Origin of the sequence: Streptomyces sp. NPDC101219, assembly GCF_044767675.1 — a bacterium.
GTDB lineage: Bacteria > Actinomycetota > Actinomycetes > Streptomycetales > Streptomycetaceae > Streptomyces.
The window spans coordinates 141,219-162,380 of sequence record NZ_JBIWOK010000013.1; the positions used below are offsets into that span (position 1 = coordinate 141,219).

The window sequence follows — 21,162 nt, forward strand, 5'->3', positions numbered from 1 at the left end:
ACCCGCCATGACCACCGCCTCGCAGTCCTGGGAAGCACCGGCCCCGGCCCTGTCGGTCCGGCAGGTCCTCGCGCTCGAACGGGTGCTCGCCGGGGAGCCCGAGGTGGTGGCCGGGGCGGGCCTGCTGGACCGGCCGGTGCGCTGGGTGCACGTCGCCGAGGCGGCCGACGTGGGGGTGATGCTCAGCGGCGGCGAGATGGTGCTCACCACCGGCGTGCTGCTCGCCGGCGACGAGGACAAGCAGGCCGAGTACGTGCGCTCCATGCACCGCGCCGAGGCCTCCGCGGTGGTCCTGGGACTCGGCCGGGCCTTCCCCTCCCCGCCGGACGTGATGCGCCGGGTCGCCGAACGCTGCGGCCTGCCGCTCGTGGTGCTCCACCGGCCCTCCCCGTTCGCCCAGCTGACCGAGGAGGTGCAGTCCCGGCTGGTGCGGCGCAAGTTCGCCGCCGTCAGCCTCTCCGAGGCCGTCCGCACCGAACTCACCGCGCTGATCACCGCCGGTGCGCCCCTGCAACGCCTGCTCGACGAGGTCGCCCGGCACAGCGGCTGCCCCGTCGTCGTCGCCAACCTCGCCCACCGCGTCCTGGGCACCGCGGGGGAGCGCCCGGCCGTCGACGACGTGCTGCGGGACTGGGAACGCGTCGCCCGCCAGGCCGGCGGCGGCGAGGGCGACGGCTGGATCCGCGCCGAACTCGGCGGGCGCGGGGAGCGGTGGGGCCGGATCGTGCTGTGCGGCTACCGCGGCGACACCGCGACCGGACGCCTGCTCGCCGACCGGGCCGCCGAGGCACTCGTCCTGCACCGCATGCTCGGCGGCACCACCGACTGCTCCTGGGAGGAACAGTCGGCGCAGAGCCTGCTCACCGACCTGGTCAGCGGCGTCGTACCGGCCCGGCAGCTGCTGCCCCGGGCCCGCGCGGCCGGGCTGCCGGTCAACCGGCGCACCTTCGTGCCGCTCGTCGTGCGCGGCCTCACCCCCTCCGGGCTCGACCGGGTCCTGCGCCTGCTGGGGCTGTCCGGGATCGTCGCCGAACTGACCGACGGCACCAGCGCGGTGCTGCTGAGCCTCGCCCGCGACCAGGACGCCGACGCGCTCACCGCCCACTTCGCGGCCCGGCTGCGCACCGGGGGCCCAGCCCCGGCCGTGGTGGCGGCGGCCGGGGCGCGCACCGCCTTCGACGACGTCCCTGCCGGGCTGCGCGAGGCCCGGCACGTCGCGGACGCCGTCGCCGGGTCCACCGCCGCGCTGGACCTGCCCGCCGTGGTGCGGCTCCGGGACGTGCACCTGCGCGGCCTGGTCCGGCTGCTGCGCGACGACCCGGAGGTGCAGTCGTTCGCGGAGCGGGAGCTGGACGGCCTGCTGGCGGAACCGGACGAGGACCTGCTGTCCGTGCTGCGGACCTACCTCGCCACCGGCCGGAACAAGTCCCGCACCGCCCAGCTGCACCACGTGTCCCGGCCCGCGCTCTACCGTCGCCTGGAGGCGATACAGGCCCGCCTCGGGGTGGACCTGGACGACTTCGAGCAGGCCGCCTCGGTGCACATCGCGCTCCTCGCGCACGACGCGCAACAGCAGTGACCGGCCCGGACGGCGGCGACACGGCGACGACGCCGGCAACGGCAACGACGGCGGCAACGACGGCGGCAACGGCAGCGACGGCGGCACACGGCAACGACGGCGGTACACGGCAGCATCGGCACGGCGGCAACGGCGGCAACGGCGGTGGAAACCATGGCAGTCGGGAAGGTGACACGGTGACATGCCGCGCCCCCGCAGACGTGACACGGTGCAACTCACCGCGCACCGCCCGCGTTCCTAGGCTCACCGGACACCGAGCGACCGGAGGTCCCGATGAGCCCAGTGATCCGTGCCGCCGTCTTCCAGACCGCCTGGACCGGCGACAAGGAGTCGATGATCCAGGTCCACGAGCAGGCCGCCCGCGACGCCGCCGCCCAGGGCGCCTCCGTACTGTGCTTCCAGGAGCTGTTCTACGGGCCCTACTTCTGCCAGGTCCAGGACCCCGCGTTCTACGAGTACGCCGAGCGCATCCCCGACGGCCCGATCGTCAAGCGCTTCCAGGCCCTCGCCAGGGAACTCGGCCTCGTCCTCGTCCTGCCGATGTACGAGGAGGAACAGCCGGGCGTGCTGTACAACACCGCGGCGGTCATCGACGCGGACGGCTCCTACCTCGGCAAGTACCGCAAGCACCACATCCCGCAGGTGAAGGGCTTCTGGGAGAAGTTCTACTTCCGCCCGGGCAACCTCGGGTGGCCCGTGTTCGACACCAAGGCGGGCCGCATCGCCGTCTACATCTGCTACGACCGCCACTTCCCCGAGGGCTGGCGGGCACTCGGACTCGCCGGCGCGGAGATCGTGTTCAACCCCTCGGCCACCTCCCGGGGTCTGTCCGCCTACCTCTGGCAGCTGGAGCAGCCGGCCTCTGCCGTCGCCAACGAGTACTTCGTCGGCGCGATCAACCGGGTCGGAGTGGAGGAACTCGGCGACAACGACTTCTACGGGACGTCGTACTTCGCCGACCCCGAGGGGCAGTTCGTGGGCGAGGTCGCCAGCGACAAGCAGACCGAACTCGTCGTCCGCGACCTGGACATGGCCAAGCTGCGCGAGGTCCGCGACCGCTGGCAGTTCTACCGCGACCGCCGCCCGGACGCCTACCCCCCGCTCACCGCGCCCTGACCGTCCCGGTACCCGGCGCCCGCGCACGCGACGCCACCCGTGCGCGGGCGCCGGGGACCCCGCCGCCGGCCCCCGGCGGCCCGCACCGTCCGACCACGACCCAGCGGAGCGTGCACGCATGAGCCGTACCGTCATCCGGGGTGGACTCGTCATCACCGCCTCGGACGAGATCCACGCCGACGTCCTGATCGAGGACGGCCGCATCGCCGCCCTCGCCGCCACCGGCACCCCCGCCGCCGGGGCCTTCACCGCCGACCGCACCCTCGACGCCACCGGGAAGTACGTCCTGCCGGGCGGCGTCGACGCGCACACCCACATGGAGCTGCCGTTCGGCGGCACCTTCGCCTCCGACACCTTCGAGACCGGCACCCGGGCCGCCGCCTGGGGCGGCACCACCACCGTCGTCGACTTCGCGGTGCAGAGCGTCGGCCACTCCCTGCGCGAGGGCCTCGACGCCTGGCACGCCAAGGCCGAGGGCAACTGCGCCGTCGACTACGGCTTCCACATGATCGTCTCCGACGTGAACGACGACACGCTCAAGGAGATGGATCTCCTGGTGGACGAAGGGGTCACCAGCTTCAAGCAGTTCATGGCCTACCCGGGCGTCTTCTACAGCGACGACGGGCAGATCCTGCGGGCCATGCAGCGCTCCGCCGACAACGGCGGCCTGATCATGATGCACGCCGAGAACGGCATCGCCATCGACGTCCTGGTGCAGCAGGCCCTGGCCCGCGGCGAGACCGACCCCCGCCACCACGGCGAGGTCCGCAAGGCGCTGCTGGAGGCCGAGGCCACCCACCGCGCCATCCGGCTCGCCCAGGTCGCCGGCGCCCCGCTGTACGTGGTGCACGTCTCGGCGGCCGAGGCGGTCGCCGAACTGACCCGGGCCCGCGACGACGGCCTGAACGTCTTCGGCGAGACCTGCCCGCAGTACCTGTTCCTGTCCACCGACAACCTCGCCGAACCGGACTTCGAGGGCGCCAAGTACGTGTGCAGCACGCCGCTGCGGCCCAGGGAGCACCAGGCGTCCCTGTGGCGGGGCCTGCGCACCAACGACCTCCAGGTCGTCTCCACCGACCACTGCCCCTTCTGCTTCGTGGGCCAGAAGGAGCTCGACCGCGGCGACTTCTCCAAGATCCCCAACGGGCTGCCGGGCGTGGAGCACCGCATGGACCTGCTGCACCAGGCCGTGGTCGACGGGCACATCTCCCGCCGCCGCTGGATCGAGATCGCCTGCGCCACCCCGGCCCGGATGTTCGGCCTGTACCCGAAGAAGGGCACCCTCGCCCCCGGCGCCGACGCCGACGTCGTCATCTACGACCCGGGCGCCGAGCAGGTGCTGTCCGCCGAGACGCACCACATGAACGTCGACTACTCGGCGTACGAGGGCAAACGCATCACCGGCCGCGTCGAGACCGTCCTCTCGCGCGGGGTGCCCGTCATCACCGAGCGGGAGTACACCGGGCGCGCCGGGCACGGCGCCTACACCCCTCGTTCCACCTGTCAGTACCTCACCTAGGAGTGGTGCGCATGGACTTCGGACTCGTCCTGCAGACCGACCCGCCGGCCTCGCGGGTCGTCGACCTGATGCAGCGCGCCGAGCGCAACGGCTTCACCCACGGCTGGACCTTCGACTCCGCCGTGCTGTGGCAGGAACCCTTCGTCATCCACAGCCGGATCCTCGCGAACACCACGACCCTGACGGTCGGCCCCATGGTGACCAACCCCGGCACCCGCACCTGGGAGGTGACCGCCTCCACCTTCGCCACCCTCAACGACATGTACGGCAACCGCACCGTCTGCGGCATCGGCCGCGGCGACTCCGCGATGCGCGTCGCCGGACGCGCCCCCAACACGCTGGCCCGCATCAGCGACGCCATGAAGGTCATCCGCACCCTCGCGAGCGGCGGCGAGGCCGACCTCGGCGGCGGCACCGTCGTCCGCTTCCCCTGGATCGGCCCGGACGCCCGCCTGCCGGTGTGGATGGCCGCCTACGGACCCAAGGCGCTGCGCATGACCGGCGAGGAGGCCGACGGCTTCATCCTGCAGCTCGCCGACCTCTACCTCACCGAGTACATGGTCAAAGCGGTCAAGGACGCTGCCGTCGCCGCCGGCCGCGACCCCGCCGAGGTCACCGTCTGCGTCGCCGCCCCGGCCTACGTCACCGCCGACGACTCGCCCGAGGCGCTCGCCCACGCCCGCGAGCAGTGCCGCTGGTTCGGCGGCATGGTCGGCAACCACGTCGCCGACCTGGTGTCCAAGTACGGCGCCGACGGCAGCGTCGTCCCGCACGAACTCACCGACTACATCAAGTCCCGCCAGGTCTACGACTACTCCCACCACGGACGCAGCGGCAACCCGGACACGCAGTTCGTCCCCGACGAGATCGTCGACCGGTTCTGCCTCATCGGCCCGGCCGAGAAGCACATCGAGAAGCTGAAGGCCCTGCGCGCGCTCGGCGTCGACCAGTTCGCCGTCTACGACATGCACGACGCGCAGGAGGCCGTGATCGACGCCTACGGCGAGCGGATCATCCCGGCCCTCGCCGGCTGACCTGCACCGCCGGCCTCCGGCCACCTCCCACGCGTCTCCCCCTTCCCACAGCCCGGGGAAGGGGGCCGCCGGGACGCTCCCCGGCCCCACCCCCCATCGGCGCGCACCCGCACGGCCCTGTCCCGTCCCGCCTCATCCGAGGGGCCCGCCCATGACCGACACCGCTCCCACCGCCATACCCGCCGCGTCCCAGGTCACCCTCGCCGACGGGCGGGTGGAGCTCGCCCCGGACGCCACCGCCCCGAGCGGCCGCTACGCCAACGCCGACCTGCTGCCGGTACCCGTACGGCGCCGCACCTGGACCACGTACAACTTCTCCGCGCTGTGGGTCGGCATGGCCCACAACACCGCCTCCTGGACGCTGGCCTCCGGACTCATCGCGGTCGGCATGGACTGGAAGCAGGCGGTGTTCACCATCGCCCTGGCCAATGTCATCGTGCTGGTCCCGATGCTGCTCACCGGGCACGCCGGCCCCAAGTACGGCATCCCCTTCCCGGTGTTCGCGCGCGCCTCCTTCGGTATCCGCGGCGCCAACCTCCCCGCCGTCGTCCGGGCGCTGGTGGCGTGCGGCTGGTTCGGCATCCAGACCTGGATCGGCGGCGAGGCCATCTACTTCCTCGCCGGCAAGCTGATCGGCGACGGCTGGACGAACGCGGCGACGTTCGGCGGCTACGCCTGGACCATGTGGCTGTCCTTCGCGATCTTCTGGGCGATCCAGGTCGCCATCATCTACCGCGGCATGGAGACCATCCGCCGCTTCGAGAACTGGGCGGCGCCCTTCGTGCTCGTCGGCGCCTTCGTGATGCTGTGGTGGATGAGCGACAAGGCGGGCGGCTTCGGCCCGCTGCTCGACCAGCCCTCCCGGCTCGGCTGGGGCCCGGACTTCTGGACCCTGTTCGCCCCGGCCCTGATGGGCATGATCGGCTTCTGGTCCACCCTGTCGCTGAACATCCCGGACTTCACCCGCTACGGCAAGAGCCAGAAGGCGCAGACCTGGGGCCAGGCCCTGGGGCTGCCCACCACCATGACGCTGTTCGCGTTCCTGTCCGTCATGGTCACCTCCGGCAGCCAGGCCGTCTACGGCGAGGCCATCTGGGACCCGGTGCAGCTCGCCGCCAAGACGGACAACACCGTCGGCCTGCTCTTCGCCCTGGTCACCGTGCTGGTGGCGACCCTGTCCGTGAACATCGCGGCGAACCTGGTCTCACCCGCCTTCGACTTCTCCAACGTCGCCCCGCGCAAGGTCAGTTTCCGCGCGGGCGCGCTGATCACCTGCGTGCTGGCGGTGCTGATCTTCCCGTGGAAGCTGTACTCCGACCCGCAGGGCTACATCTTCACCTGGCTCGGCCTGGTCGGCGGCCTGCTCGGCACCGTCGCGGGCATCCTCATCGCCGACTACTGGCTGCTGCGCCGCGCCCGGCTCGACCTCGTCGACCTGTACCGCACGGGCGGCCGCTACTGGTACGAGGGCGGCTGGAACTGGCGGGCGGTGGCCGCCTTCGGGGTGGGCGGTGTCCTCGCCGTCGGCGGCGCCGACTTCGACCCCATCATCGACGGGCGCCCCCTGCCGGCGCTCGCGCCGCTGGCCGACTACGGCTGGGCGGTGGGCCTGGGCACGTCGATGGTCCTGTACCTGGTGCTGATGACGGCCACCGGCCGTGGCCGGGAGGGCGTGCGGCGCGAGGGGTGAACGGCCGGGACGGCGCCCGGGGTCAGCCCTTGGCGCCGTTCTGCAGCGCGGCCACCGCTTCCTTGGCGGCCTTGATGGCACCCTTGTTGATCTCGTCGGTGGACGGGGCCTTCTTCGACTCGAAGTCACTGCCGTTGTACGTGACGACGACCAGCGCGTTGGAGGCACGGGCCAGCACCACGCCCTCCCGGGTCTGCTGCTTGTCCTCGGTGGTCAGATTCACCACGGAGTACGCCTCGTCACCGAGCCCGGGGACCTCGCCGCCGCCGCTCTTCTCCTCCACCCGCGACCCGTAACTGCGCTCCGCCGCCTCGTCGGAGGCCAGCACCTCGAACGACACGTCGAGCCAGCGGTACTCGTAGCCCTTGAGCGCGTTCCAGGAACAGGTGCGGCGCAGCTTGGAGTCGGTCGACGCGATCTCCTTGCCGGCCGTCTTCGCCCCCGGCACGAGGGACTTGACGCTCTTGGCGGCCAGCGCCCCGCAGGGCGCGGGCGCGGCGGTGTACGTCTTCGACTCCTGCGTCGTCGACGGGCCGGGAGCGGACTGGGTCTGCGTCTTCTCGACCGGCTTGTTCTCGGCAGCCTGCGGCGCCGCCAGGGGACCGGACGACAGCGCCCAGCCGGCCGCGGCGAGGACGACCACCGGCGACAGACGTGCGGTGAGGGCGAGCGGCAGAGGCAAGGAACGCACGGCGCACTTCTCGTGGGGGACGGTGCGGAGGAGGTCCGCACTGCGGACGGGACGGCCAGTCTCACACGAGTCCCGGTGGGGCGGAAGGGCGAACTCGCTCCGTAGGGGGGCGATGACAGCAACGCACCGAACAGCGCCCGTGTTTGTCCTACTTAACCCTGTGAACAGCGGATATGTGTGCGGGGTCGTCGAGCCGCGGGTCCGCCGGGCGGGTCAGGGCACCCGCGCCGTCCACGCGTCGGAGGCGAACTTCTCCCGCGCCAGTTCCGCGGCCCGGGTCAGCTCCTCGTCGGTCACCTTGCCGGCGGTGAGGCCGTAGCGGTCCCCGAAGGAGTCGATCATCCGCTCGATGACCGCCTCGCGGGCCAGCCCGGTCTGCCGGCGCAGCGGATCCACCCGCTTCTTCGCGCTGCCGGTGCCCTTGTCGGACAGCTTCTCCCGCCCGATGCGCAGCACGTCGAGCATCTTGTCCGCGTCGATGTCGTAGGCCATCGTCACGTGGTGCAGCACCGCACCCGGCCCGCCGCCGGACCCCACCAGCCGCTTCTGCGCCGCACCGGCGATCTTGCCCTGGTCGGTGGCGATGTCGTTCAGCGGCTGGTACCACGCCCGGATCCCCATGTCCCCCAGAGCGCCCAGCACCCAGTCGTCGAGATAGGCGTAGCTGTCCTGGAACGACAGCCCCTGCACCAGCGCCTCCGGCACCGACAGCGAGTAGGTGATCGTGTTGCCGGGCTCCACGAACATCGCCCCGCCGCCGGAGATCCGGCGCACGACCTCGATGCCGTGCCGGCGCGCCCCCTCGGCGTCCACCTCGTTGCGCAGCGACTGGAAGCTGCCGATGATCACCGCGGGCGCGGCCCACTCCCACACCCGCAGCGTCGGCGGACGGCGGCCCGCGGCGACCTCCGCCGTCAGCACCTCGTCCAGCGCCATGTGCAGCGCCGGATCCTGGGGGCCCTCGTGGATCAGCTGCCAGTCGTAGTCCGTCCAGTCGGTGGCGTGCGCGAGCGCCCGGCGCACGGCGATGGCGATGCCCTCCGAGGTCAGCCCGTACATCACGGTCCCCGCGGGCAGGGCCGCCTCGATCCGCGCCGCCAGCCCGGCCGCGTCCGTCTCTGCGGGAGCGCCCTCCAGGGCGCGGTTCACCGCGTCGAGGGCCTCGTCCGGCTCCAGGAAGAAGTCACCCGCCACCCGCATGTGGCGCAGCACCCCGTCCTCCACCTCGACGTCCACCACGACCAGCTTGCCGCCGGGAACCTTGTACTCACCGTGCACGTCTGACGCCTTCCACTCCGACCGCGGGCGGCCCGACGGGCCCGGCCGTCCACGTCAACGCGGGACGCGGGCGGGCTGTTCCCGGTGACCTTCACCGCGTCCGGGGCCGCCGCCGTCGTGACGCCGGCCCCGGAGCAGCGACTTTTCTCAAGCGCCCGGCCCGACCCCGTCGGGCGAGGAGCAGCAACTGGTCCGCTGTCCGGTTCGCAGGCCGGGGGAGGTCAACTCCGCGGTCAGCGGGCCGGTTTCCGCCGGGAGGGCGTGGGTGCCCCGAAGGGTGCGGTCAGAGCTGCGATCCGCCCGTGGCGTCGATGACCTGTCCCGTCACCCAGCGCGCCTCGTCGGAGGCGAGGAAGGCGACCACGTCGGCCACGTCGTCGGGGCGGCCGACCCTGCCGAGCGCCGACTGACCGGCCGCGGCCCTCTGGGCGGCCTCGTTGCCGCGCAGCCAGGTGGCGTTCATGTCGGTGTCGATGATGCCGGGCGCGACCGCGTTGACGGTAATGCCGCGCGGGCCGAGTGTCTTGGCCAGGGTGAGGGTGAAGACGTCCACGGCCCCCTTGGTCATCGCGTACGCGATGATGTCGGGGAGCGCGATCCGGGTCGCTCCGGAGGAGATGTTGATGACGCGCCCGCCGTCGTGCAGGCGCTTGAGGCCCTGCTGGGTGAGGAAGAACGGCGCGCGCATGTTGACGGCGACGGCCGCGTCGAAAGCCTCGGCAGTGGTCTCCTCGATCTCGCCGCGCGGGGAGATGCCGGCGTTGTTGACCAGGATGTCGAGGCCGGCGTCGTCCGAGTGCTCCAGGACCTGCCGGTCGTAGCCCTCCCAGAGGGCCGCCACGCCCTCGGGGCCGCTCAGGTCGGCCCGCACGGCGAACGCCCTTCCGCCCCCGGCGCGGACGGCGCCGACGACCTCGTCGGCGGCTGCGGCGTCGCGGCCGTAGTGCACGGCCACCAGCGCGCCCTCGACGCCGAGGCGCTCGGCGACCGCGCGCCCGATTCCGCGGCTGCCGCCCGTGACCAGTGCCGTCCGGCCCGTCAGAGCACCCATGACTTCTCCTCTGTGTAGGCGAGAGTATTTTGTAGCGATCGCTACGTAAAGATGAGCCTACGCTAATTTCCTAGCGATCGCTGTAAAATTCAGGGATGACCTCGACCAAGCGCGGCCGACCGCGGAGTTTCGACCGGGAGGCGGCCCTCCGTCAGGCCACGCTCCTGTTCTGGCGGCACGGTTACGAAGGCACGTCCGTCGCGGACCTGACCGCCGCCATGGGCATCTCCCCGCCGAGCCTGTACGCGGCCTTCGGCGACAAGCGGGCCCTGTTCGACGAGGTCGTCGAACGCTACGGCGACAGCTTCGGCGCGTTCCTCTACCAGGCGCTGGACCAGGAGAGCGACCCTCGCGTGGGGTTCGCCAGGATGCTGGACGAAGCGGCGGTGTCCTACACCGCTCCGGACCGTCCCGCGGGGTGTCTGATCATCAGCGCGGCAGTCAATTGCTCGCCCCGGACGGCCGATGTCGAGCAGGACCTGCGCGCCCGCAGAGTGGCCAACGTCCGCTCCTTCGAGGAGCGCCTGCGGCGGGCGAGGGACCGCGGGTCGCTCGCAGAGGGAACCGACGTGCGTGCTCTGGCGGTCTACTTCGCCGCAGTGATCCAGGGGATGTCGCAGCAGGCACGCGACGGCGCCACCACGGAGGAACTCCGGCGCACAGCCGCATTCGCCATGTCCGCCTGGCCCGGGCCCCACACCTGAGGGACGGGCAGGCCCGACGACCGCCGGGCCTCGCCACCGGCGGTGGCTGCCCACGCCCGGAAGCCGCGGTGCGCGGGGGATCCGGCCGCGCCTTCAGAGGGCGGACGGATCCTCATCCGCCTTCTGGTCGTCGCCGCGGCAGGCGCGGCGCTGAGCCCGGCGGCTCGCGTCTCGGGCACGACGAAGCCCCGGCCGCCTCCCGAGGGAGAGGCGGCCGGGGCCGGGCATCGTCACGGTGTCACGGCTTGCGGGCAAGCCCCCCGTGCTCGCCGATCGGCTCCGGGGACGGACCGTCCGGGGCCGGGCGCCACTGGGTCACCGGCACCACACCGGGCTCGACCAGTTCCAGACCGTCGAAGAACGCGGTGATCTGGTCGACGGAGCGCAGGATGTACGGGGCGGCGCCGCTCTCGTTGTACGCGTCCTGCGCCCGCTCGAACACCGGGTCGATGCCCCGCGAGCCGTCGTTGATCGACAGGTAGCTGCCCGAGGGGAGCTCCGCCATCAGACGGGTGACGATCCCGCGCGCCTGCTCGTAGTCCGGGATGTGCCCCAGGATGTTGCTGAGGATCAGCGCCGTCGGACGGCTGAAGTCCAGCGTGTCGGCCGCGGCGGCCAGCACCCGCTCCGGGTCCCGCACGTCGGAGTCGACGTAGGCGGTCGCCCCCTCGGGCGTCGAGTAGAGCAGGGCACGGGCGTGGGCCAGGACCATCGGGTCGTTGTCGACGTAGACGATCCGGGTCTCGGGGGCGAGACGCTGCGCGACCTCGTGCGTGTTGTCGGCGGTGGGCAGCCCGGTGCCGATGTCCAGGAACTGCCGGATCTTCGCCTCGGTGACCAGGTACGTGATGTTGCGGCGCAGGAAGGCGCGGCTGCTGCGGGCGATGGTGACGATGCCCGGGAAGACGGCGGTGTACGCGTCGCCCGCCTGCTCGTCCACGGGGTAGTTGTCCTTGCCGCCCAGCCAGTAGTTCCAGATGCGGGCCGAGTGCGGCACCGAGGTGTCGATGTTCTGCTGCGCCGAGGGTCCGGGCGGGGTCACGGGGTCGCTCATGGGTACGGTCCATCTCTCAGCCGAGGCACGGGTGATCGAGCACAACCTATGCCCCAACGGGTGGGGCGCGCACTTCAGTTCGCGTTGTCCGCGGGTCGCCCGCCCGGCCGGCCCCCCGCCCGGGCCGCCGGGGGTTCGCCTCGCGCGCGGTGATCGGTAGCCTGCTCCGCATGTTCACCACCCGCCCCACCCTCCAGGGCTGCTTCGGCATGGTGTCCAGCACCCACTGGCTGGCCTCGCAGTCCGCCATGGCCGTGCTGGAGGACGGCGGCAACGCCTACGACGCGGCCGTCGCCGGGGCCTTCGTGCTGCATGTCGTCGAGCCGCACCTCAACGGCCCCGCCGGCGAGGTCCCCATCCTGCTCGCCCCGGCCGGCGGGGAGGTACGGGTGCTGTGCGGGCAGGGCGTGGCCCCGGCCGGAGCGACCCCCGCCCACTACCGCGGCCTCGGCCTGGACCTCGTCCCCGGCACCGGGCCGCTCGCCGCCGCCGTCCCCGGCGCCTTCGACGCGTGGATGGTGCTGCTGCGCGACCACGGCACCAGGCACCTCTCCGACGTCCTGAAGTACGCCGTCGGCTACGCCGAGCACGGACACCCTCCGGTGGAGAACATCGGCGCGACCGTCGAGACCGTCCGGCACCTGTTCGAGACGGAGTGGACGTCGTCGGCGGAGGTCTACCTGCCCGGCGGCCGCGCCCCGCGGCCCGGCACCCCGCTGCGCAACCCCGCCCTCGCCGCCACCTGGCGGCGGATGCTCGCCGAGACCGCCGGGGCGGGGGACCGCGAGGCGCAGATCGAGGCCGCCCGGGAGGTCTGGCGCACCGGCTTCATAGCCGAGGCCCTGGCCCGGCAGGCCGCCCGGCCCACCCTGGACACCACCGGCGAACGCCACCGCGGCACCCTCACCGTCGACGACCTCGCCGCCTGGTCCGCGACCTACGAGAGCCCGGCGACGTACGACTTCCGGGACTGGACCGTGTGCAAGGCGGGCCCCTGGAGCCAGGGCCCGGTCCTGCTGCAGCAGCTCGCGCTGCTCCCGCCCGACCTGCCGCCCCCCGGCTCCGCCGCGTACACGCACCTGCTGATCGAGGGCTGCAAGCTGGCCATGGCCGACCGCGAGGCCTGGTACGGCGACGCCGTCGAGGTCCCGCTGGACGACCTGCTCTCCGCGGAGTACAACGCCGAGCGCCGCACCCGCGTCGGCCACCGCGCCTCCCGCGTGCTGCGCCCCGGCAGCCCCGGCGGGCGCCCCCCGCGGCTGGGCTCCCACGCCCGCGGCGCCGCCGACGCCGCCCGCGCCGCCGCGCCCGGCGTCGGCGAACCCACCGTCGCCAAGCACCCCACGTCCCCCGTGCCCGGCGAACCGGAGGTCACCGGGGACGGCGCGACCCGCGGCGACACCTGCCACCTGGACGTCGTCGACCGCTGGGGCAACATGATCGCGGCCACCCCGAGCGGCGGCTGGCTGCAGTCCAACCCGGTCGTCCCCGAACTGGGCTTCCCGCTCGGCACCCGGCTGCAGATGACCTGGCTGGAAGAGGGCCTGCCGAACACCCTCACCCCCGGCCGCCGCCCCCGCACCACGCTCAGCCCGAGCATCGCCCTGCGCGACGGCCGGCCCGTCCTCGCCTTCGGCACGCCCGGCGGGGACCAGCAGGACCAGTGGCAGCTGCACTTCTTCCTCGCCGTCGCACTGCGCCCGCCCGTGCGCGGCGGACTCGACCTGCAGGGCGCGATCGACGCCCCGAACTGGCACAACGACAGCTTCCCCGGATCCTTCTACCCGCGCGGCATGCGGCCCGGCAGCGTCACCGTCGAGTCCCGCACCGACCCGGCGGTCGTCCGCGAGCTGCGGCGCCGCGGCCACCACGTCACCGTCTCGGACGCCTGGTCGGAGGGCCGGCTGTGCGCGGTGGCCCGGGACCCGGCGACCGGCGTGCTCTCCGCGGCCGCCAACCCGCGCGGCATGCAGGGCTATGCGGTGGGCCGCTGAGCCCATACCCCGGTGGTCCGGCAGCCCATTTTTCGCCGGGCCGTCGCCGCTAGCACACCGGGCCGCTGGGGTTTGTCAAGCGGGCATGGTCTCATGGAGGAATGATCGAGGACAACGAAACCATCGAGGAGTTTCTCGCCCGGCACGCCGTCGACGTGGAGGAATCCGTCCGGAAGGCCGCCGCGCAGGAAATCATGCCGCGCTGGCGCCGGCTCGCCGAACACGAGGTGGACCGCAAGTCGGGCCCGCACGACCTGGTCACCGACGCCGACCGCCAGGCCGAGCTGTACCTGACCGACGCCCTGCGCGCCCTGCTGCCAGGCTCCGCCGTGGTCGGCGAGGAGGCGGTGCACGACAACCCCGGCATCTACGGGGCGCTGCGCGAGGACGCGCCGGTGTGGATCGTCGACCCCGTCGACGGCACCCGGCAGTTCGTCCACGGCGACACCGGGTTCTGCACCCTGGTCGCCCTCGCCCACCGCGGCGTCGTCCTCGCCTCCTGGACGTACGCCCCCGCCCGCGACCAGATGGCCACCGCGGTCCGCGGCAAGGGCGCCTTCCTGGACGGCGAGCGGCTGACCGCGGGCTCCCCGGACCCCTCCCGCGACCTGCGGGTGGCCACCTCCCACCCGGACTTCACCACCGACGAGCAGAAGCGCGCCCTGCTCGGCCTGAACACCGAGGGCGTCGCGCCCCGCTCCTGCGGTTCGGCCGGTCTGGAGTACCTGGCCATCGCCCGCGGCGAGTGCGACGCCACCGCGTTCTGCTGGGAGGCGGCCTGGGACCACGCGGCGGGCCTGCTCCTGGTGGAGGAGGCGGGCGGCGCCCACCTGACCCGTGCCGGAGTCCCCTTCCGCATCACCGGGGACAACGTGCTGCCCTTCACCACGGCCCGCGACGAGGCCACCGCCCGCCGGGTCGTGGAACTGCTGTCGGCCGGGGTCTGACGCGCCGGGGCCGGGCGCCCGGCCGCCCGGCCGGGCAGCCTGGCAGCCTGGCCGCTGGGCCCGGTAGTCCGGCCGCTCGGCTCGGTAGTCCGGCTGCTCGGTCCGGTAGCCCGACCGGACCGGTCGGTCCGGCAGCCCGGTCGCCTCGCCCTGGCAGTCCGGCAGCCTGACTGCTCGGCCCGGTAGTCCGGCTGCTCGGTCCAGCAGTCTGACTGCTCGGTCCGGCAGTCTGACCGCTCGGCTCGGTAGTCCGGCTGCTCGGCCCGGCAGCCTGGCCGCTCGGTCCGGCAGCCCGGTCGCCCGCCCCGCTAGTCCGGCAGCCCGCCCACTCGGCCACCCCGCCCGGTCTCCGCCCCAACTGCCCGTCGCCCACGGCAGGTGGGGCGGGGTCGGTGCCGCCTATGCTGATCCCCCTGGCCGTCGGCTGACGAAGGAGTCCGAAGGTGGCGTCGATGCTCGATGCGGTCGTCGTGGGTGCGGGACCGAACGGCCTGACCGCCGCCGTGGAGCTGGCCCGGCGCGGCTTCTCCGTCGCGCTGTTCGAGGCGAAGGAGACCGTGGGCGGCGGTGCGCGCACCGAGGAACTCACCCTCCCCGGCTTCCGCCACGACCCCTGCTCCGCCGCACACCCCCTCGGCATCAACTCGCCCGCCTTCCGGGCCCTCCCGCTGGAGCGCTACGGCCTGCAGTGGCTGCACGCCGACCTGCCCATGGCGCACCCCTTCCCCGACGGCACGGCCGCCGTGCTGTCCCGCTCCGTCGCCGAGACCGCCGCCTCCTTCGGTCCCCGCGACGCCGGCACCTACCGCAGGCTGGTCTCGCCCTTCCTGCCCCGCTGGGACACCCTCGTCCGGGACTTCATGTCGCTGCCGCTGACCGCCCTGCCCCGCGACCCGGTCACCCTCGCCCGCTTCGGCCTCACCGGCCTGCCCCCGTCCACCTGGCTGATGCGCCGCTTCCGCGACGAGCGGGCCCGCACCCTGTTCGCCGGTCTCGTCGCCCACGTGATGGCCCCCCTCAACGGCGTCGCCACCAGCGCCGTCGGCCTCGTCTTCGCCCTCGCCGCGCACGCCCGCGGCTGGCCCGTCGCCCGCGGCGGCTCCCAGTCCCTCTCCGACGCCCTCGCCGCGTACCTCAAGGACCTCGGCGGCCTGATCCACACCGACTACGAGATCAAGCGCCTCGACGACCTGCCCCCGGCCCGCGCCTACGTCTTCGACACCTCGCCCACCGCGCTGGCCCGCATCGCCGGCTTCGGCACCGCCTACGCGCGCTACCGCTACGGACCCGGCGTCTTCAAGATCGACTACGCGCTGGACGGCCCCGTGCCGTGGACCGCCCCCGAGGCCCGCACCGCCGGCACCGTCCAGATCGGCGCCGACACCGCCGAGATCGGCGCCGCGCTGCGCGCCGCCGCTCGCGAGGACCGGGCCCCCGACACGCCGTTCCTCATCACCGTCCAGCCCGGCGTCGCCGACCCCACCCGCGCCCCCGAGGGACGGCACGTCTTCTGGGCGTACGGCCACGTGCCGCACGGCTGGACCGGCGACCTCACCGACGCCATCGAACGCCAACTGGAGCGCTACGCACCCGGGTTCCGCGACCGCGTTCTCGCCCGCGCCACCGCCGGACCACCCGAACTCGCCGCCCGCAACGCCAACTACGTCGGCGGCGACATCGGCACCGGCGCCGCCTCGGGCCTCCGGCTGCTGCTGCGCCCGAAGCCCTCGCTGTTCCCGTACGCGACCCGGCACCCCGCCGTCTACCTCTGCTCCTCGGCCACCCCGCCCGGCCCGGGCGTGCACGGCATGTCGGGCCACAACGCGGCGAAGGCGGTATGGAGAAGGCTCCGCCAGACATGAGCGCCACCCTCACCCTCGTCCAGGGCGACATCACCCGCCTGCGGGTCGACGCGATCGTCAACGCCGCCAACTCCTCGCTGCTCGGCGGCGGGGGAGTGGACGGCGCGATCCACCGCCGGGGCGGCCCGGAGATCCTCTCGGAGTGCCGGGACCTGCGTGCCTCCCGGTACGGCAAGGGCCTGCCCACCGGCCGCGCCGTCGCCACCACCGCGGGCCGGCTGGACGCCCGTTGGGTCATCCACACCGTCGGCCCCGTGTACAGCCCGGACGAGGACCGCTCGCAGCTGCTGGCGTCCTGCCACCGGGAGGCGCTCCGCGTCGCCGACGAACTCGGCGCCCGCACGGTGGCGTTCCCCGCCATCTCCACCGGTGTCTACGGCTGGCCGCTCGACGACGCCGCCCGCATCGCGGTGGACACCGTGCGGGCCACGTCGACTACGGTCGAGGAGGTCACCTTCGCCCTCTTCGACGACCGCGCGTACGAGGCGTTCGCCGCACGGCTGGGCTGATCGCGCCGCTCTCCCGGAATGAACCGTCCGGCGGGCGGGTTGAGGCCGGGTAACGACGATCTCCGAGGAGCCCGCATGTCCGACGAACCCGCCGTCCGCGAACTCCGGTTGGTGGTCACCGCGGCCGACTACGACGCGGCCCTGCACTTCTACCGCGACGTCCTCGGCCTCACCGAGCGCGAAGCGTTCAACTCGCCCGACGGCCGGGTCACCATCCTCGAAGCGGGCCGGGCCACCCTGGAGCTGGCCGACCCCCGGCAGGCCGATTTCATCGACGAGGTCGAGGTCGGCCGACGGGTCGCCGGGCACCTGCGGGTCGCCTTCCAGGTGGACGACTCCACCGCCACCACGGCGCGACTGGCCGCCGCAGGCGCCGAAGTGATCGCCGAACCGACCCGCACCCCCTGGAACTCCCTCAACTCCCGCCTGGAGGCCCCGGGCGACCTCCAGCTGACCCTCTTCACGGAGCTGGACGACGGCGGGGACACCGGCGCGTCATAGGCGTCCTGGGGGCCGGGAGGTTCAGGCGGTTACGGAGGGCCGCGGTCCCCGGAGGCCCAGAAGTTCTGGAGGTCCTGGGGCCTCAGCACCTCTCGGTCCTACTTCTCGGCTCTACCTCTCGGCCTTGCGGCGGGCCCCGCACGTCCCCAGGCTGCACCACCGCCGCCGTCCGCTCTCGTCGAGGAACAGCCAGCCGCAGTCCGGGCTCGGGCAGGTGCGGACGGTGAAGCGGCGGGGGTCGGCGAGCAGGTCGCCCGCCGCGAGGGCGACGGCGCGCAGCGGCAGGCGCAGTCCGGACGACGGCGACGGCTGCCAGCGCCCCAGCCCGTCCTCGCCGCGGACGAAGACGGAGGAGCGAGCGGCCTCCTGCACGTCCCCGGCCACCGCGGTGAAGGCACGGCCGTCCTGCGGGTCCCTCAAGCAGGCGTGGAGCGCCGCGCGGAAGCGCCGGGCCTCGTCGAGGACGGCGGCGGCCTCCCCGGGCTGCCGTACCGCCTGCTCGCGCAGCCCGGCGACCTGCCGTGCCCCGACCAGGTCCAGGTGCCCGGCCCACACGGCGAGCGTGCCGTAGTCCCGCAGCCACTCAGAGCCGGGCAGCCGCTCCCCGCTCCAGCCGGCGTAGGTGTTGCAGAACTCCAGGGCCGGGTGCCCGCCCGTGCTCCAGGGCAGCCACTGGTCGTCGACGCGCACCGCGTAGACGGGCCCGGGGGGCCGGTCCAGCCGGGGGTCGGCCCGGAGGATGCGCTCGTGCAGGGTGCGCAGATCGTGCTGGGGCTCGACACCGAGTTCCGCCGCCAGCAGGCGGCGCGTGCGGTCGTACAGCTGGAGAGCCTCGGCCTGGCGGCCCCCGCGGTACAGGGCGGTCATCGCGGCGACGACCAGGGCCTCGCGGGTCGGGTGCTCCACGACCACGGGGAGCAGGTCCGCGAGCACCCGGTCGTTGAGCCCCATGTCGAGCTGAGCCTGCGCGCGTTGCTCCACCGCGGACAGCCGCAGCTCGGTCAGCCGCACCCCCAGGGTGCCGCGCAGCCGGTCGTCGGCGACGTCGGCGAGCAGCGGGCCCTTCCACAGCGCGAGGGCGTCGTCGTAGTGGCCGAGCCGCTCCGCCGGATCGGTGGCCGCGGCCGCCTTCCCGGCGAGCGCGGTGAACTCCTGCGCGTCGACCGAGAACGGCCCGGGCTCCACGACGTACCCGTCATGGCGGGTCCCGACGGAGATCTTGAACGGCTCCAGCGCCGCCCGCAGCCGCCGCACGTAGGTGTGGACGGTGGCCCGTGCCGACGCGGGCGGACCCGCCTCCCACAGCAGATCGATGAGGCGCTCGGTCGTGACCGCACGTCCCGCATGCAGCAACAGCACGCCCAGCAGGCACCGTTCCTGCCGGCGGTTGCCGAGCTGCACCAGCCGTCCGTCATGGCGGGCGGCGAACGGACCGAGCAGCTGAAACTCCATGGTGGGCCGGGAGCCTAGCAGCGGACAGCGCCGGCGGAGTGGTCAGATCTTGGTCAGCGGCCACGGGAAAACTGCGACGGACCACCGTTCGAGCCTCGAATTCCTGGAGGAACCTCATGCGACGAGCCGCTCTCGCCCCGCTGGCGCTGACCGCCGTGCTCCTCGGCGCGAACCCGGCGAGCGCCGGGACGGGACCGGGCTGGGAGCCGGCGCCCTCCGCCCCCTGGGACGTGGCCGCCGGCGCGCGCTGCGACTTCCCCGTCCACGGCGAGCCGGTCGTCGACGAGGTGGTGCAGCGCGTGCTGAGCACCCACCCCGACGGTTCGCCCCGGCGGGTCGCGTACAAGGGCGACCTGGTCGTACGCGTCACCAACACGGAGACCGGCGCCCACCACGACGCCGACGTGAGCGGCTCCGCCCTGGTCGAACTCCGGCGCGACGGCTCCCAGTTCTGGACCGTCGCGGGCCCGGTGCTGGTCGGCGTGGCAGAGGGCAGCCTGCCGCGTGGCCTCTACGTCGTCGATGGGGTGTACACGATGGACATCAGCGCCTCCGGCTACAAGGACATCCGCCTCCTCCACGGCACCACCGACGACCTCTGCGCGCACATCGACTGACCCGGCCAGGTCGGGCGCGTGCGGCACCGGCCTCCGCCGTCTCACACGTCCGCGTAGCTGACCTTGATCTCGAACAGCAGATAGCCGCTGTGCTGGTACAGGTACCCGTCCTGGTCGTCTCCCAGCAGAGCTCCCGACCTGCCGACCAGCCTGTCCCTCGGGTCCCGGGTCTCCTTGAGCGGAACTCCGCCGTCGGCGACTCCGCGCGTGTGCATCTCCGCCGAACCGGTCACGTAGGTGAACCGGACGGCGCGCGGGGCGACGAAGTTGCAACTGTCCCACACGGAACCCGAGTTGTCGGCGCTGAGGTGTCCTCTGACCGCCGGGTTGTACAACGGCTCGGCGGGGAGGAGCACCCTGGCCCTGGCGTTCTGCAGAGCGCCGGCGGGATTCGGGTACTCCTTCCCGTCGACCACCCTGGTGTCGAAGCCGGGCGCGATGTCGTTGCTGAAGAACAGGTAACACACATAGGTGTGGCCGTCGTTCGCGATGACCTGGTCCCAGTAGGCCTCGTTGCCGTCCCGCTTGTCGCGGCACTGGAGGAAGTTGCGCGCGTCGCCGTGATGAGTGTGGTCCGTGATGGAGTTGAAGACCGGATGGATGGCCGGCTTCTTCATCGTGTAGGTCTTGCGGTCCGGGCCCCAGCCCCCCGAGTTGTCCAACTTCATGCGCGGGGGCTCGGAGACGGTCGCCGAGGGCCGGGGCGTGGCGTCGGCCGCGGTGCCGGACCCTCCTTCCGCACCCGGCAGCCACCCCCGCTGCACCGCGATCCCGAGAGCCAGGGCCACGGTGACCAGGACGGCGGTGGCCGCCCCCAAGGCCGCCCTGCCCGGGTGCCGGAGGTGCTGCACGGTGATGTTGGTGACCCGGCTGTGGTCGCCCAGTGCGGACCCGCTGATGTCCCGCCCGGCGGCCGTACCGCCGGTGCGCGCGGACACCTCGGTCGGACCCCCTTCCGATGCCGCCCCGCCGGGTCTGCCGGACGCCTTTCCGCCCTGCGGTGAGGAGTGCGGGGTCACCTCTCGCTGCCTTCGCCCAGCGCGCTGTCGGTGACGTCCCCGCCGACCGCGATGCCGTCCTGTCGTGCCCGCACGTCGTCCCGGGTGTCACGCGGGGCGGGGCGCGGGGTGCCGGGGCCGGCGGACGGACCGGTCACCTTCGCGTTCCGGCCCAGCGCGGAGCCCGTGACGTCACCGCCGACGGCGATGCCGTGGTCGTCGGCCCGCACCCGTCGGCCCGTGGCCGCACCGGCCGGGGCCGCGGTACCGCCGCCGCGGAGGAGTGCCACCACCGAGACCAGCAGCCCGATCAGTCCGACGACCGCCCCCGCCACGCTCGCAGCCTGCCCGGCCGTGTCGAGGTCCCGCAGGACGACCAGCAGGATCAGACCGGCCGCCGTCAGCCCGGTCACCACCGCCGTCGCCCACACCCACACCCGAGCCGACCCCGTCAATGCCATCGGATCACCGTTCCCTGTCGCCGCCCGACCGGACCCCGACAACGGGTGCACACCACGCCCCCGCCGTGTTGATGCCGACGGTAGCGGCACGAAACCCTGTGGATC

At 73.2% G+C, this 21,162-nt stretch carries 19 protein-coding genes; 12 read left to right on the forward strand and 7 right to left on the reverse strand.

Annotated elements, in window-relative coordinates:
- Positions 1–7: 7 nt before the first annotated feature.
- From ACIRPP_RS24750 to ACIRPP_RS24770, 5 genes are all read left to right on the forward strand, one after another.
- Positions 8–1,579, forward strand: a complete 1,572-nt coding sequence (locus tag ACIRPP_RS24750; RefSeq protein ID WP_403646682.1) for a PucR family transcriptional regulator — start codon at positions 8–10, stop codon at positions 1,577–1,579.
- 273 nt (positions 1,580–1,852) lie between these two features.
- Positions 1,853–2,695, forward strand: coding sequence for a nitrilase-related carbon-nitrogen hydrolase (locus tag ACIRPP_RS24755; RefSeq protein WP_403646685.1), 843 nt, complete (start codon positions 1,853–1,855; stop codon positions 2,693–2,695).
- Between the two features lie 118 nt (positions 2,696–2,813).
- On the forward strand, positions 2,814–4,214 hold the full coding sequence (gene hydA / locus ACIRPP_RS24760; RefSeq protein ID WP_403646688.1) for a dihydropyrimidinase: 1,401 nt from the start codon (positions 2,814–2,816) through the stop codon (positions 4,212–4,214).
- A gap of 11 nt (positions 4,215–4,225) precedes the next feature.
- The gene (locus tag ACIRPP_RS24765) at positions 4,226–5,248 is read left to right on the forward strand and encodes a TIGR03842 family LLM class F420-dependent oxidoreductase (RefSeq protein WP_403646691.1); all 1,023 of its coding nucleotides are present in this window, start codon (positions 4,226–4,228) and stop codon (positions 5,246–5,248) included.
- A gap of 151 nt (positions 5,249–5,399) precedes the next feature.
- On the forward strand, positions 5,400–6,938 hold the full coding sequence (locus ACIRPP_RS24770; protein ID WP_403646694.1) for an NCS1 family nucleobase:cation symporter-1: 1,539 nt from the start codon (positions 5,400–5,402) through the stop codon (positions 6,936–6,938).
- 22 nt (positions 6,939–6,960) lie between these two features.
- On the opposite strand, the gene ACIRPP_RS24775 is transcribed toward ACIRPP_RS24770, so the two are convergent.
- The 3 genes from ACIRPP_RS24775 to ACIRPP_RS24785 form a co-directional block, all read right to left on the reverse strand.
- Positions 6,961–7,629, reverse strand: a complete 669-nt coding sequence (locus tag ACIRPP_RS24775) for a hypothetical protein (RefSeq protein ID WP_403646697.1) — start codon at positions 7,627–7,629, stop codon at positions 6,961–6,963.
- Between the two features lie 213 nt (positions 7,630–7,842).
- On the reverse strand, positions 7,843–8,907 hold the full coding sequence (locus ACIRPP_RS24780) for a biotin/lipoate A/B protein ligase family protein (protein ID WP_403646700.1): 1,065 nt from the start codon (positions 8,905–8,907) through the stop codon (positions 7,843–7,845).
- A 283-nt stretch (positions 8,908–9,190) separates the two neighbouring features.
- Positions 9,191–9,958 (reverse strand): SDR family oxidoreductase, encoded by a 768-nt coding sequence (locus ACIRPP_RS24785; protein WP_403646703.1) that lies wholly within the window; start codon positions 9,956–9,958, stop codon positions 9,191–9,193.
- A 95-nt stretch (positions 9,959–10,053) separates the two neighbouring features.
- On the opposite strand from ACIRPP_RS24785, the gene ACIRPP_RS24790 reads away from it, so the two are divergent.
- Positions 10,054–10,662 (forward strand): TetR/AcrR family transcriptional regulator, encoded by a 609-nt coding sequence (locus tag ACIRPP_RS24790; protein WP_403646705.1) that lies wholly within the window; start codon positions 10,054–10,056, stop codon positions 10,660–10,662.
- A 238-nt stretch (positions 10,663–10,900) separates the two neighbouring features.
- On the opposite strand, the gene ACIRPP_RS24795 is transcribed toward ACIRPP_RS24790, so the two are convergent.
- Positions 10,901–11,716, reverse strand: a complete 816-nt coding sequence (locus tag ACIRPP_RS24795) for an SAM-dependent methyltransferase (RefSeq protein ID WP_403646708.1) — start codon at positions 11,714–11,716, stop codon at positions 10,901–10,903.
- Between the two features lie 170 nt (positions 11,717–11,886).
- Here ACIRPP_RS24795 and ACIRPP_RS24800 point away from each other — a divergent pair, with 170 nt between their 5' ends.
- From ACIRPP_RS24800 to ACIRPP_RS24820, 5 genes are all read left to right on the forward strand, one after another.
- Positions 11,887–13,710 (forward strand): gamma-glutamyltransferase family protein, encoded by a 1,824-nt coding sequence (locus ACIRPP_RS24800; protein ID WP_403646711.1) that lies wholly within the window; start codon positions 11,887–11,889, stop codon positions 13,708–13,710.
- Between the two features lie 101 nt (positions 13,711–13,811).
- Positions 13,812–14,657, forward strand: a complete 846-nt coding sequence (locus ACIRPP_RS24805) for an inositol monophosphatase family protein (RefSeq protein WP_403646714.1) — start codon at positions 13,812–13,814, stop codon at positions 14,655–14,657.
- A 452-nt stretch (positions 14,658–15,109) separates the two neighbouring features.
- Positions 15,110–16,519, forward strand: a complete 1,410-nt coding sequence (locus ACIRPP_RS24810; protein ID WP_403646853.1) for a phytoene desaturase family protein — start codon at positions 15,110–15,112, stop codon at positions 16,517–16,519.
- The gene (locus ACIRPP_RS24815; protein WP_403646717.1) at positions 16,516–17,028 is read left to right on the forward strand and encodes an O-acetyl-ADP-ribose deacetylase; all 513 of its coding nucleotides are present in this window, start codon (positions 16,516–16,518) and stop codon (positions 17,026–17,028) included. Before ACIRPP_RS24810 ends, ACIRPP_RS24815 begins: the two co-directional genes overlap by 4 nt.
- 75 nt (positions 17,029–17,103) lie before the next feature.
- Positions 17,104–17,529: a VOC family protein gene (locus ACIRPP_RS24820; protein WP_403646719.1), complete on the forward strand. Its 426-nt coding sequence runs from the start codon at positions 17,104–17,106 to the stop codon at positions 17,527–17,529.
- A 111-nt stretch (positions 17,530–17,640) separates the two neighbouring features.
- Here the strand turns inward: ACIRPP_RS24820 and ACIRPP_RS24825 are convergent, their stop codons facing one another.
- The gene (locus tag ACIRPP_RS24825; protein WP_403646722.1) at positions 17,641–18,981 is read right to left on the reverse strand and encodes a BTAD domain-containing putative transcriptional regulator; all 1,341 of its coding nucleotides are present in this window, start codon (positions 18,979–18,981) and stop codon (positions 17,641–17,643) included.
- A gap of 116 nt (positions 18,982–19,097) precedes the next feature.
- Here ACIRPP_RS24825 and ACIRPP_RS24830 point away from each other — a divergent pair, with 116 nt between their 5' ends.
- Complete coding sequence (locus ACIRPP_RS24830; RefSeq protein ID WP_403646725.1) at positions 19,098–19,598, forward strand: hypothetical protein; 501 nt, start codon at positions 19,098–19,100, stop codon at positions 19,596–19,598.
- A 41-nt stretch (positions 19,599–19,639) separates the two neighbouring features.
- Here the strand turns inward: ACIRPP_RS24830 and ACIRPP_RS24835 are convergent, their stop codons facing one another.
- Complete coding sequence (locus tag ACIRPP_RS24835; RefSeq protein ID WP_403646728.1) at positions 19,640–20,536, reverse strand: hypothetical protein; 897 nt, start codon at positions 20,534–20,536, stop codon at positions 19,640–19,642.
- Positions 20,537–20,613: 77 nt separating this feature from the next.
- The gene (locus ACIRPP_RS24840) at positions 20,614–21,057 is read right to left on the reverse strand and encodes a hypothetical protein (RefSeq protein WP_403646730.1); all 444 of its coding nucleotides are present in this window, start codon (positions 21,055–21,057) and stop codon (positions 20,614–20,616) included.
- Positions 21,058–21,162 lie beyond the last annotated feature (105 nt).